The sequence below is a fragment of the Pontibacter sp. HSC-36F09 genome (assembly GCF_024171605.1).
Taxonomy (GTDB): domain Bacteria; phylum Bacteroidota; class Bacteroidia; order Cytophagales; family Hymenobacteraceae; genus Pontibacter.
Genome location: NZ_JALKAA010000001.1, coordinates 468,004 through 481,048 on the forward strand (window position 1 = coordinate 468,004; position 13,045 = coordinate 481,048).

A 13,045-nucleotide genomic window follows, 5' to 3' on the forward strand; every position below is an offset into this window, starting at 1 on the left:
ACACACCTTACTTAAATACAATTTATCCACAATTATAACATAGGTTGTATATTAAAATAATATTATTACTATCTTCATATAGTAATTCCTTACTATATCAAAATCATATCTAAATTCTTAGTAGAAGTTATGTTCTAGTTTGGAAAATTGGCTGATGATTTTGATCTGTAGAATAGCGTAGAGCACCTACAATTGCTTTTAGAGTTGGTATCTAATAAGAAGTTGTTTTGTATACTAAATTTATTCTTCCAACAATGGTGAACATTTTTTATTCCCCGAAAGGAACCCCTTATGTATGTGCAAGCGATCTACATGCTCACTTGGAGATTAGTTCTCCATTGAATGAATGGTTCTCTCATATGACAGGTTATGGCTTTGTACTGAACGAGGATTATAGTTATCACACTAAACTGGTCGCTCTACCTAACGGAGGCCACAGTGAGAAAAAGGATTGGGCTATACAGTTAGATATGGCTAAGCACATAGCCATGATACAACGAACAGATAAAGGCAAAGCATTACGAGATTATCTTCTGCGCCTTGATAAAGAGGTAAATGAAGGAGCTAGACTAAATCACCTACAGATATCAGCATTATTTGATCTTTGTAAAGTTATGGGATTCTTCTCTGTACAAAATATGCTTCAAAGAGAGCACTTTGAATTTATGGAAAGGCCCAAAAACTGGTGGGATTACCGTGCAAAGCTTTTTGGATATTCAAAAAAGCAGCTTCAAGACATGATGCATGCAATAGGAAAGAGGTATACTTCTGAGCGGCAAGCATTACTTCACCTAAAAAAGCATGAACTAATACGTCAAGCTACGATTGATCTATTCATTGCGATGGGCAAATCAACCATTTATGCAAAAAATATGGGCAGCTTTATAGAGACTATCGCTAAAGAAATAAAGCCTGAAATCTATAATGACAATGGCCTTTTATTAGATTTTAAAAGCCCGGCTCAAATAAAGACAATCTCCCTATTGCAGAACAGAAATGACCGTTCCAAACTGTTAGACAGCTTAGCCTAGTTCATAACTATATAATAGTACAATACGGCAAAAACAAAAAAAGCAGGCCTATAGCCTGCTTTTTTAATATATCACAAACAATTATTACTCAACCTGATCAAACAAACCACCAGCCACTACCTGCTGTGGCGGAATTTTACCTAAGTGGCGGTAGGCAGCTTCTGTCGCCTCGCGTCCGCGGGCGGTGCGCTTGATGTAGCCTTCCTGGATCAGGAACGGCTCGTATACCTCCTCAATTGTCTCTGCCTCTTCGCCGCAAGCCGTCGCGATGGTAGATAGGCCTACCGGACCACCTTTGTACTTGTCGATGATGCAGGACAGGATGCGCTTGTCCATATCATCCAAGCCATTGTGGTCTACATCCAGGGCAGCCAGGGCGAAACGCGCGATCTCCACGTCGATGGTACCATTGCTCTTCACCTGTGCAAAGTCGCGGGTACGGCGCAGCAGGTTGTTAGCGATACGCGGCGTACCACGGCTACGGCGGGCTATCTCGAAAGCGGCATCCTCATGTATAGGGGCACCTAATAAAGCAGAAGAACGCTTCACAATCGAAGTCAGCAACTCGGCATCGTAATACTCCAGACGTGAGTTAATGCTGAAACGGGCGCGCAGCGGTGCTGTCAGCAAGCCGGAACGTGTCGTGGCTCCGATCAGCGTAAACGGGTTCAGGCTGATCTGCACAGAGCGGGCGTTCGGACCAGAATCGAGCATAATGTCGATCTTGTAGTCCTCCATGGCCGAGTACAGGTACTCTTCCACAATCGGGTTAAGTCGGTGAATCTCGTCGATGAACAGCACATCGTTCGGATCGAGGTTGGTGAGCAAACCGGCCAGGTCGCTTGGCTTGTCCAGCACCGGTCCGGAGGTCATTTTTATACCTGCGTCCAGCTCCGAAGCAATGATATGCGACAGTGTGGTTTTACCCAGGCCGGGAGGTCCGTGCAGCAGCACATGGTCCAAGGCCTCGCCACGGTTTTTGGCCGCCAGCACAAATATCTTGAGGTTCTCCACCACCTTGGCCTGCCCCGTAAAGTCGGCAAAGCTCAGCGGACGAAGCGCCTTGTCTATGTCTTTTTCGACCGGCGACATGTAGTCGTTACTGCCAGTCAGGTAATCTTCTCTCATAAAAATGCTATCTGATTTAGCGCTTTCTGCTATACCTAAAGGTAACAGTTTCAGCGTCGCTTTCGCTCCATTTCTGCCTACGAATTTACTAAATTTTGCTAACTATATTATAGTGATTCATTAAAAATCTAATTAGGTTAGCAAAATACAGGATTTGTTTAAGAATCTGATATACCTGTGTTACCTTGCAAGACTTAACAACAAGCTCCCGATGCATACCCATCAGCAAAAGATCACCAGCCATGCTTTCTTCAGCCCCGGAGACGACTGCCTTAACGCCATCATCGCTTCTATGGACGCGGCCGAAGAGAGTGTAAAAATATGCGTGTTCACCATCAGCGACAACCGTATTTCGGACGCCATTGTGCGGGCGTACAAACGAGGTATTGCCATCAAAATCATGACAGACAACCACAAGCTGCACGACGCAGGGTCAGACATACAGGAACTCGCTGCCAAGGGGTTGGAGGTGCGGATTGACAAAACGCGTAACCACATGCACCATAAGTTCGCCATTTTTGATGAGGTGCAAGTGCTGACCGGCAGCTATAACTGGACCCGCAGCGCCGCTCTATACAACCACGAGAACATCCTGATCACTGACAACCGCAGCATTGTGCAGGATTTCAGCGAGGAATTTGATCGGCTTTGGCAGGATATGATGAAGTACAACCCCGGAGGCAAGAGCAGGGAGGAGCTTTGGGAGCTGGGAGAGTAATCTGATTGCTCCAACAAAATCACCTATACCTATACCTCTTTCAGCTTCTGCTGTATTTCCTCAAGCCTTGCGATAACAGGTTTATCACAGACACGCGCGGGAGTTTTGCATATCGCTAGGTATACAGAAAAAGCAAAGGCAGCCACTTGCGCAGCTGCCTTTCTATACCTTACTCGCTGCCCTATCAACGGGCAACGCATAATAATTTACTATTATTTAAACGCCGGAATACCTGTGATATCTGCTCCGGTAATGAGCAAGTGAATATCGTGGGTACCTTCGTAGGTGATCACCGACTCCAGGTTCATCATGTGGCGCATAATCGGGTACTCGCCCGTGATGCCCATACCGCCATGAATCTGACGTGCCTCGCGGGCGATGTGCAGGGCCATATCCACGTTGTTGCGCTTGGCCATCGAGATTTGCTGCGTCGTAGCTTTCCCTTCGTTTTTCAAGGTGCCGAGTCTCCAGGCCAGTAGCTGGGCCTTTGTGATCTCAGTCAGCATTTCGGCCAGTTTCTTTTGTGTGAGCTGGAAAGCACCAATTGGCTTATCGAACTGAATACGCTCCATGGCATACTTACGCGCCGACTCGTAGCAATCAATCGCTACACCAATCGCACCCCAGGCTATACCGTAGCGGGCGGAGTCAAGGCAGCCGAGCGGACCGCGCAGACCTTCAATATTCGGTAGCAGGTTTTCTTTCGGCACTTTCACGTTGTCGAATACGAGTTCGCCGGTGCAGCTGGCGCGCAGGCTCCACTTGTTGTGAATTTCCGGTGTAGAGAAGCCTTCCATACCACGCTCCACGATCAGACCTTTGATGCGACCCTGTTCGTTCTTGGCCCACACCACAGCCACCTGGCATTCTGGCGAGTTGGAAATCCACATCTTGGCACCATTGAGCAGGTAGTGGTCGCCCATATCTTTGATGTTGGTCGTCATGCCACCCGGGTTAGAACCATGGTCAGGTTCTGTGAGGCCGAAGCAGCCCAACCACTCGCCGCTGGCAAGCTTGGGCAGGTACTTTTTGCGTTGCTCTTCTGAGCCATAAGCGTAGATCGGGTACATCACCAGCGAGCCCTGCACCGAAGCAGTGGAACGCATACCGGAGTCACCACGCTCAATCTCCTGCATAATGATGCCGTAGCTGATGTAATCCAGACCGCCACCGCCGTACTCGGCAGGTATAGTCGGGCCGAATGCGCCTACATCTCCAAATTTTTTCACGATTTCGGAAGGGAAGTGTGCGTCCTGCGCCCACTGCTCGATGTTTGGAGAGATCTCACGCTTCACAAAGTCGCGTAGGGTCTGGCGGATAAGGATATGCTCCTCAGTGAGTAGGTCGTCGATGTTATAATAATCAGGGGCTCCTGATGATTCGTAGGCCATAGCTTAATTTGTCTTTTAAGGGTAAGGGTAACACGCAAATATAACAAGATTTCTGAATCGGGATTTAGGGGATTGAAAAGGATTTGCAGGATGGGTAAATTGTTAAGTGGTTGAATGGTTAAATTATTCATTGCACGATTAACCCACTCCCGCCCCTCCCGAGAGAGGAATTTCCCTGTAAGATTCCGACAGGTATGATGGTCCGGCACTTGGTCAGGTATAGTGGTGCACGATTCGGACAGGTCGCGACCTGTCGCTACAAGTGGTCACGTTTTCTAAAAGGCTCTTCGATATTTCTCAATTCCGAAGTAAACTGTCAGGAATTTCCTAATCCCCGTGTGTCGGTTTTAGCGCTCTTTCGGACTTCCGAGTCCGAAAGAGCATTAGCTTATTTGAAGGCATAGGGTCGCGCTCTGTCCGAATCGTGCACTGGCAACAATTAACAATTCAACAAATCCGGATCAAAAAAAGGCCCCACCTAATGGCGGGGCCTTTCCAAAAAAACGCAATCTATCTTAAAATCTTAAACCTACCGAGGCCAGGAAGTTGCGGGTGGCTTGCGGGTAGTAGAAATTTTCGGTTGTCTGCTCCCCTCCCGCTATGTAGCTGTAGGTATAGCCATTGGCTGCGTAGCGCTCGTTGAAGATATTATTGACCAGCAGGCCAAGCTCCAAGCCTTTCAGTACGCCCGTGAAGCCGGTGGTGTAGCGCAGACGCAAATCACCCACTTGGTAGGCAGGAATGATGCGGCTTTCGTTCTCGGTATTATCCAGGTATTGCTCGCTCACTGTCTTATAAATGAAAGCCGCCTTCAGTCCTTTCAGCACCTCTACCTCCAGTTGCGTGGCCGACACAAAATCCGGAGAGTAAGCAATAGTGGCTTCGCTGTAGCTGTTCATTACCTGGCCTCCCTCGTCGTAGTCGTCGATGTACTCTTCAAAGTCGCGCACTTTATTTTGGCTGTAGCTCAGGTTGCTGCTCAGATTCACAAAGTTGCCCAGGCGAACTGCTCCTGCCAACTCTATCCCTTGACGGTAGCTGCGATCAATGTTCGTGCGGGTATAGGCACCCACGTCGTTGATCTCACCGGTCAGCACCAGCTGGTTTTTGTAATCCATGAAGAAGTAGTTTGCCTCCAGACTGGCGCCCAGTGCACGTCCTGCCAGTTCGCCCAGTGCCAACTGACCACGGTAGCCAGCCTCCACGTTGCGCAGTGTCTCGTGCTTCGGACGGCTGTCGGCGGTAGACTCTGTAAAGTCGTCACGCACTGGTTCGCGGTTGCCGATGGCATAAGAAGCGTAGAGCTGATGCCCCGGCTTAAATTCATAGCTAATACCTGCTTTGGGGTTATAGAAGGTATAATCCACGTTTTGTTCCAGGTTCTCGAAGTTCTTGTCGATGCCCTCGAAGGTATAATTCACGGTTCGCACCTGCATGTCTCCAAACAGACTCAACTGATCCGTCAGGCTATAGATCACTTTACCAAAAATATTGAAGTCAGTCTTCACGGCATTGTTGTGGTAGTAGCGGTCACCGATGTTGGAGGTCGAGGCAAATCTGGCCCAGATCACCTCTCCGAAGTGGTCACCGTCATACCTGTTCCAGGCACCACCCAAGGTAGCATTCAGGCGTGGCGTTGGATTATACTGAAAGGCATAGGTAGCACCGAAAAAGTTATTGTCGAGCCAGCGGCGGCGGATCAAATCAGTACGGCTGATCGTCTCCTCTCCTATCATCACATTGGGCAAACCGTAGTTCGAGAGTTTGTCATTGGTACGGAACTGCTCGTAATAGCCGCGGCCATAGGTATAGTGCAGGGCACTGGAGAAAGTAAGCTCCGGCGAGAAATCATGCGACAAGTGCAACTGGTAGTGGTCCTGCTGGTAGTTATCGGTTTCGTTGTCGTAGGTATAGTAGTTATAGCGGCGGCCGGCAGTGCGCAGGTTTTCCAGGTCGCTGCCTTCTATGCCGTTTCGATCAATGTAGGCCTGCAGGTCGGCGGCCTTGCCATACACCAGCGCCTCCGGCGTACCATACCAGGCCTGGTAGGTTTGCTCCTGACCCGAGAAGGTCACAAATTTCACGGTTGTTTTATCGCCGTAGTAGCCTCCTGAGAAGTACATGGATTTCAGGTCAGAGAAAGCACGGTCGATGTAGCCGTCGGACTTGATGCGCGACAAGCGGCCATCGAAGGCAAATTTTCCGTTGATCAGGCCCGTGCCGAAGCGCACATTGTTTTTCCAGGTGTTGAAAGAACCATAGCTGTTATCGGTTTCAGCGTAGGCTTCACGGCGCACCCCCTGCGTTTGAATGTTGATACTCGCTCCAAAGGCACCTGCACCGTTAGTGGACGTACCTACACCGCGCTGCACCTGCATGTCTTCTACAGAAGAGGAAAAATCCGGCATGTTCACAAAGAAGGTCCCGTGGCTTTCGGAGTCGTTGACAGGTATACCGTTCACGGTCACGTTGATGCGGGTGATGTCAGAGCCACGAATGCGAATGCCGGTATAGCCCACGCCCGCGCCGGCATCAGAGTTTACTACCATCGACGGCGTCTGCTCCAACAGGTAGGGTAGGTCCTGCCCGAAGTTGCGTTCTGCTATCTCTTCGCGCGTCACGTTCGTGAAAGTAGTGCCGGTTCGTTCGTTGGCCCGGGTAGACGATACGAGTACTTCGCCGGTGCTCACACTGGTTGGCTGCAAAGCTAGTCGCAGTTCGGTGTCGGCGTTGAGTTGCACTTGTCTGCTCATTTGAGCATATCCCAGGTATGACACCTTCAAGGTATAGCTGCCGGCTGGCAGGTTCTGGAATTGAAAGAAGCCATCCGGACCTGAAACGGTGGCTTGGTTGCTGCCGGAAAGTACGACGGTGGCTCCCGCCAGCGCTTCGTTTTGGGTAGCATCGGTTACGTAGCCGCTCAGATTGAACTGAGCAAGCAACTGCAATGGCAACAGCATGACAGCTGCCATCACAATCAGTAATTTTTTCATTTGGTGTGCAAGAAAAGAATAAGTTGAAACATACAGACCTGCCTGGGGCCGGCAGCCTGCTACATAGTTTCCCCGTGTTTTTCCCTTCGCCGGCATTATCCGGATCAGGTTCAATGGGTATGATCTCAGCCCGTTGTTATAAGGCACCCCTAAACTGATGCAAAGGTAGACCCGTTTTCTGATCAAAACAAAGTCCTGTGGTGCAAAGAATGGCTAATCCACAGTATCAGCCAGTTAAGTGCAATTTTATTTTAACAAAAGCCGATAACCACAGGAGGTCAAACTACGTTGAAAACAATACAAGGCACGTTTTCAAGCGTCCGCTCTTAACAAAGCAGGATTTGCCAGGAAAATAGGCCGGCTGAAACAATTTTAGAGAGTTAAAGAAGAAATGTGATGATGATCAGCTTACTGTATACTTTAGCACTGCTAACGATACTGGCATACTACGCTTTCGCTCCACGCAAAAAATTCAGAGGGTCTTCCTCTACTGATAACGATGACGATGGAGGCGAGCCACTTGGCGACGATCTGCCAGATCTGGACCTGCCACCCGGCATATCATTGCCTATCAATGATTATGAACCGCATTATGACTTGAGACGCATCAAGGTTCCCAAGTTTCCGGAACCTTCCCTGCAATGAAAAATGATGAAACCAAAAAGTCCCCTGCTCGACTATTCGACAGGGGACTTTTTAGTTTAAAGACCTTCGCTTCTGCTACAGTACTTCCATGGTAAAGGTGCGCTCAAACACATGCATCGGACTGAGCAGGTTGATGCCTTCCTTTTTGTCCAATTCGCCGGATTCCCCATCACGGCCTGCTATACCGCACCAGGGCTCGATGCACACGTAAGGCGACGGCCCCGGCTTCGCCCAGATACCTAGGTATGGAAAACCGGGGAAAGTCATTTCAATGCGGCGCTGGTTGGTGCGGCTTCCTAACGACAGCTTGTCTGAGTTCAGGTTTTTGAACACCAGCGCATCCTTGTCAAAATAGCTGTGCTTCAGGGGCAGTACCCGATCATGTTCCAGCACTTTTGCCGTATCGCCGCTTTGTAGCCCTTCGTCAGTGAGCAGGTAGCGGTGCAGGGTCTCTTCTTTATCAAATTCGATAAAATAGTCTTCGTATTGCTCGCCGCCATAAAACGGCACATTGAAACCCGGGTGGCCACCAATGGAAAAGTACATGCCTTTCTTGTCGCGGTTGAGCACCTGGTAAGTAACCGACAGTTTGTTGTTCTCAAGCTTATACGCGATCAGGAGCCTGAACTTGAATGGGTATACCTGCAGGGTCTCTTCATCGTCCTCTAGCTCAAACACCAGCTTGTCCTCTTCCTCCTCTATGAGCTTAAACTCCTTGTGCCGGGCAAATCCGTGGCGTTTCAGGGCAAAGATCTCGTCTTCGTAGGTATAGGTACCCTCAGGCAATTCCCCCACGATCGGGAAAAGGTTGGGCGCATGACTGCCCCATATCTGCGGGTCAGCCTGCCAGATAAACTCCAGACCCTCATCGAGCTTCACGAAGTGCTGCAACTCAGCGCCTTTGCTCTCGACGCCTACTTTAAAGTTATAGTTCTGTAAATAGTATAGCATGGCAAGGTATAGTGTTAGGTATGTTGCCGGAGCAAAGCGTCGATGTACTCAGTGGCCTTATCGAACCGGTCTTTGTGCTGCCCGCTGATCTCCAGGTAGGGCACCTGCAGTTCCTCCAGTTCCCGCTTGTACCAGTCATAAAAGTACTGGCGCAGGTGCGGATGCTCCCGTTGCGGATCAGGCTCCCAGGGCAAATCAACGCCCATCAGCAGGTAAAGGTTGTAGTCCTGTTGCTTTAGTTTTTGCAGCACCCAGTCGGGGCACTCGCCGAAGGCATGCTCGCTCCATATTTTGATCACCAGCAGGTCGGTGTCTGAGAACAAAATGCGGCTTGCCTCTTCCTGTATACGGGCCTCCAGTGCCAGCTGTCCTTTGGCGATCTGTTCCAGGTCCTGCAAGGTATAGGGCCTGTCGAGCGTCTCGACGTAGGTGCGCGCATATTCCGGCACCCACACGGTGTTGTAGTGCGCAGCCAATTGCTGCGACAGCGTAGATTTGCCCGTAGACTCAGGCCCTGTAATGGCGACTTTCAGCATACCGCAAAGGTAGTCCAATTATACAGAAAGTCGCCATTACAGGGCTCCCCATAAAAAAGCTGCCGCCCGCAGGTTTCCCCACTGGCGGCAGCCTTACTCAACAGCCTCCTACTGTTTATAGCATATCACATTTCAAATCTGATTGGCCAACCTATATAGACCATTTCACCGAAAGTAAAGTCATCTTAAGTCGGTATGGTGTAGCTATACCTGATCTCGAGAACGAGCCAGCTTTATCTAATTACACCTTGAATAATACAATCCATCTGACAAATCTCCGAATAAACAGCAGATGGGTGATATGGCTTAGCAAACGCTGCCTGACAGGAGGTAAAACGGTACGAAACTGCATAAAAAAACGGGGACACATTCCATAAAATGTGTCCCCGCTGTACTTTCGTCTCTCTACTTTGGTGGAGACGGGCATTTCTTAATTCTCGGTGAAGCTATAATCGTAAAAGTTATATACCTCTACCTCTTTGGGGTGCCGATCGCCATACTGACAGAGCAGCAGGCGCTTGGGGCTCTCGTCCGGGGACTCATAGCCCCACTTCATACGATTCTCGTACTTCAGTTCATCTGGCAATTCAATCTTGTGATTCATCATACATAGTGTCGTTGTAGCGTGGAACATAGGTACTCGCATACTTTGGCGCACTAAAATTCAACGATTGCCTCAGTTACACTCATGTACGGCACATACAATGCCATGACTGCATAAGATAAAAACATAAAACAGGATATTTCCAATAATCACTTTATAACAGGAGCTGCAGTTTCCTTTTCCATGTCGCGCTTCCAATCCAGGTAGCCTATGGTAGCCAAAATCAGGAAGATGAAATACAGAAGAGCTGTCAGGTATAGCTCCTTATAAGTGAACACCCCGATGTACACGACATCCACGGCCAGCCATACCAGCCAGTTCTCGAGCCGCTTCTTGGCCATCATCCAGTAGGCCATCAGGCTCACAGCAGTCGTGGCTGAGTCGGTGTAGGACAGGTCGGCATTGGTATAGTTGTCCAGGAAAAAGCCGAGGCTTGCCGTAAACATTACTGCAAGCGCAATCATCACCCATAACTCCCGCTTCCCAACGCTGGTGACTTTCCGCTCGGTATGTCCTTTTCCGCCGTAGAGCCACTCGTACCAACCATAAAAACTTGTGATGATGTAAAAGGCATTCAGCCCCATATCGGCATAGAGGCGGGCGTCGTAGAACACAAATACGTAAGCCGTTACACTCACCACACTGATCGGCCAGGTCCAGATACTTTGGCGGGCCGCCAGCCATACCCCTGCTATACCTGTAATTACCCCTATCACTTCGACCAGGCTCATGGCCTGCAGTGCCGCTATCATGCTATTGTAAAAATCTGTCATCTATACCTGTGCAAGCCCATGTTTTGGGCTAAATTGTTGCTAAGTTTGCAAATCGAAACCAAAACACCAAAGCTTAAAGTATAGCACAGGCAGGAGCGCTACTACTATGGACGAGATCACAGCACAGGAATTAAAGGAGAGATTAGGCCGCAGCGCCGAACTGCAGATCGTGGATGTGCGCGAGCCGGAGGAGTTTGCGATCTGCAACCTAGGCGGCGAGCTTATATCTTTGGGTGATCTACCGAAGCAGGTAAACCGCATCCGCCGTGATGTGCCCGTGGTCATGGTCTGCCACCACGGCTTCCGCAGCGCTCAGGCTATCCTATACCTCACCCAACGCCTCGGCTACGACAACCTCCTCAACCTGAAGGGTGGCATCCATGCCTGGGCAACACAGATTGATCCAACTATGCGGGTGTACTAGGTATACAGTACCGGGTCTTTTTTAAATCAGAGACTTTCATCCCCTTTTTATAATATTTCCCCTTATGCGATCCTAAGGGGTATTTGACACTAAAAAATGCCAAAGGCAGCAGCCCGGTAACATGACCCGAATAATTTTCTCACACCGCTTGCTATATTTTCCGGATTAATTTATGTAATTTTACGCGGCAAATAAGGACCCCTAATTTATTTGCCATGATCGCAGATCAATCCAAAATAGTATTTGAGGCACTCACTTACGATGACGTGCTTCTGCTCCCGGCCTACTCCGAGGTGCTCCCCCACAACACCGATACTTCCACACAGCTTACTCGTAATATCCGAATAAACATTCCGTTGCTATCCGCGGCTATGGACACTGTTACCGAGACTGAACTGGCCATTTCCATGGCGCAGGAAGGGGGCATCGGCATCATCCATAAAAACATGTCGATCAAGAAGCAGGCGGAGCAGGTGCGCAAAGTAAAACGCTCCGAAAGCGGCATGATCCTCGACCCGATCACCCTGCAAGAAGACGCCACGCTCGGCGATGCTATCCGCATCATGTCGGAGAACAAAATCGGCGGTATACCTATTACCAACGGAAACGGCAAGCTTACCGGCATCCTTACCAACCGCGACCTGCGTTTCGAGAAGAACATGTCGCTGCCTGTAAGAGACGTGATGACGACTGAAAACCTGATCACCGCTGCAAAAGGAACTGACCTGGCCAAAGCAGAAGACATACTGCAGGAGTACAAGATCGAGAAACTGCCCGTGGTGGACGACAAGGGTAACCTGGTAGGTTTGATCACTTACAAAGACATCCTCAAAAAGAAAGACCGCCCGAACGCCTGCAAAGATGAGTACGGCCGTCTGCGCGTAGGTGCCGCCGTTGGCGTAACCCCTGACGTGATGGACCGCATCAAGGCGCTCGTAGAGGCTGGCGTGGACGTGATCAGCGTGGACACGGCGCACGGTCACTCCAAAGGGGTGCTCGACGTGGTACGCAAGATCAAAGAAAATTTCCCGAAGCTAGAGGTGATTGCCGGTAACGTAGCCACTGCCGATGGCGCAAAAGCCCTGGCAGATGCGGGTGCCGATGCCGTGAAAGTAGGCGTTGGTCCGGGCAGTATCTGCACCACCCGCGTGATCGCAGGTATAGGCATGCCACAGCTGTCTGCCGTGATGGAAGCCGCCAGAGGCTTGCAGGGAACTGGTGTACCGGTTATTGCCGACGGTGGCATCAAGTTCTCAGGCGACATCGTGAAGGCACTGGCCGGAGGCGCCAGCACCGTGATGGTGGGCTCGCTACTGGCTGGTACCGAAGAGGCTCCGGGCGAAATGATCATTTACGAAGGACGTAAGTTCAAGACCTACCGTGGCATGGGCTCGATCGAGGCTATGGAGGAAGGCTCGAAAGACCGCTACTTCCAGGGCAACGAAAAAGACAGCAAGAAACTGGTGCCGGAAGGTATAGTGGGTCGCGTGGCTTACAAAGGTCTGGTGTCGGAGGTGATCTACCAATTGGTGGGTGGCATCCGCGCTGGCATGGGCTATTGCGGTACGCCGACTATACCTACACTGCAAGAGGCCAAGATGGTGAAAATAACAGGGGCTGGCCTGCGCGAAAGTCATCCGCACGATGTGCACATCATGCGCGAGGCGCCGAACTACAGCCGCTAGTTATTACATTGACAGCATTAAAGAAGAAGTAGGTTGGCTTTTGTTAACCTACTTCTTCTTTTTTACGTTATGCAAGTTGTTCTTTCAAAACTCACCTCGACAACTTGGCCAAAGAGCAAAAAATTTTCTTACCTTACAAACTGATAAAGTCTCGGGCAAGCCATTT

Annotated in this window: 12 protein-coding genes and 1 riboswitch; of the genes, 5 read left to right on the plus strand and 7 right to left on the minus strand. The window is 49.8% G+C overall.

Going from position 1 to position 13,045, the window contains the following annotated elements:
- The first annotated feature begins 254 nt into the window (after positions 1-254).
- Positions 255-1,031: an antA/AntB antirepressor family protein gene (locus L1278_RS02020; protein WP_253400831.1), complete on the plus strand. Its 777-nt coding sequence runs from the start codon at positions 255-257 to the stop codon at positions 1,029-1,031.
- Positions 1,032-1,115: 84 nt separating this feature from the next.
- On the opposite strand, the gene ruvB is transcribed toward L1278_RS02020, so the two are convergent.
- Positions 1,116-2,159: a Holliday junction branch migration DNA helicase RuvB gene (ruvB, locus tag L1278_RS02025; protein WP_253400832.1), complete on the minus strand. Its 1,044-nt coding sequence runs from the start codon at positions 2,157-2,159 to the stop codon at positions 1,116-1,118.
- A gap of 211 nt (positions 2,160-2,370) precedes the next feature.
- Between ruvB and L1278_RS02030 the strand changes: the two genes are divergently transcribed.
- The gene (locus L1278_RS02030; RefSeq protein ID WP_253400833.1) at positions 2,371-2,877 is read left to right on the plus strand and encodes a phospholipase D-like domain-containing protein; all 507 of its coding nucleotides are present in this window, start codon (positions 2,371-2,373) and stop codon (positions 2,875-2,877) included.
- 212 nt (positions 2,878-3,089) lie between these two features.
- On the opposite strand, the gene L1278_RS02035 is transcribed toward L1278_RS02030, so the two are convergent.
- Both L1278_RS02035 and L1278_RS02040 read right to left on the minus strand, forming a co-directional pair.
- The gene (locus tag L1278_RS02035) at positions 3,090-4,268 is read right to left on the minus strand and encodes an acyl-CoA dehydrogenase family protein (protein ID WP_253400834.1); all 1,179 of its coding nucleotides are present in this window, start codon (positions 4,266-4,268) and stop codon (positions 3,090-3,092) included.
- 515 nt (positions 4,269-4,783) lie between these two features.
- Positions 4,784-7,261 (minus strand): TonB-dependent receptor, encoded by a 2,478-nt coding sequence (locus L1278_RS02040; RefSeq protein ID WP_253400835.1) that lies wholly within the window; start codon positions 7,259-7,261, stop codon positions 4,784-4,786.
- Between the two features lie 63 nt (positions 7,262-7,324).
- Positions 7,325-7,422, minus strand: a riboswitch (TPP riboswitch).
- Positions 7,423-7,657: 235 nt separating this feature from the next.
- Here L1278_RS02040 and L1278_RS02045 point away from each other — a divergent pair.
- Positions 7,658-7,906 (plus strand): hypothetical protein, encoded by a 249-nt coding sequence (locus L1278_RS02045; protein ID WP_076669363.1) that lies wholly within the window; start codon positions 7,658-7,660, stop codon positions 7,904-7,906.
- 75 nt (positions 7,907-7,981) lie between these two features.
- Here the strand turns inward: L1278_RS02045 and L1278_RS02050 are convergent, their stop codons facing one another.
- The 4 genes from L1278_RS02050 to pnuC all read right to left on the minus strand — a co-directional run bounded on the left by L1278_RS02050 (position 7,982) and on the right by pnuC (position 10,770).
- Entirely contained in the window at positions 7,982-8,857 is an 876-nt protein-coding gene (locus L1278_RS02050; RefSeq protein ID WP_253400836.1) for an aldose 1-epimerase family protein, read from the minus strand.
- Between the two features lie 14 nt (positions 8,858-8,871).
- On the minus strand, positions 8,872-9,393 hold the full coding sequence (locus tag L1278_RS02055) for an AAA family ATPase (protein ID WP_253400837.1): 522 nt from the start codon (positions 9,391-9,393) through the stop codon (positions 8,872-8,874).
- Positions 9,394-9,823: 430 nt separating this feature from the next.
- On the minus strand, positions 9,824-10,000 hold the full coding sequence (locus L1278_RS02060; protein ID WP_253400838.1) for a hypothetical protein: 177 nt from the start codon (positions 9,998-10,000) through the stop codon (positions 9,824-9,826).
- Between the two features lie 146 nt (positions 10,001-10,146).
- The gene (gene pnuC / locus L1278_RS02065) at positions 10,147-10,770 is read right to left on the minus strand and encodes a nicotinamide riboside transporter PnuC (protein WP_253400839.1); all 624 of its coding nucleotides are present in this window, start codon (positions 10,768-10,770) and stop codon (positions 10,147-10,149) included.
- A gap of 106 nt (positions 10,771-10,876) precedes the next feature.
- On the opposite strand from pnuC, the gene L1278_RS02070 reads away from it, so the two are divergent.
- A complete protein-coding gene (locus L1278_RS02070) occupies positions 10,877-11,194 on the plus strand; it encodes a rhodanese-like domain-containing protein (protein WP_253400840.1) in 318 nt (105 codons plus the stop codon).
- Positions 11,195-11,409: 215 nt separating this feature from the next.
- Positions 11,410-12,879: an IMP dehydrogenase gene (guaB, locus tag L1278_RS02075; protein ID WP_188501611.1), complete on the plus strand. Its 1,470-nt coding sequence runs from the start codon at positions 11,410-11,412 to the stop codon at positions 12,877-12,879.
- Positions 12,880-13,045: the final 166 nt, after the last annotated feature.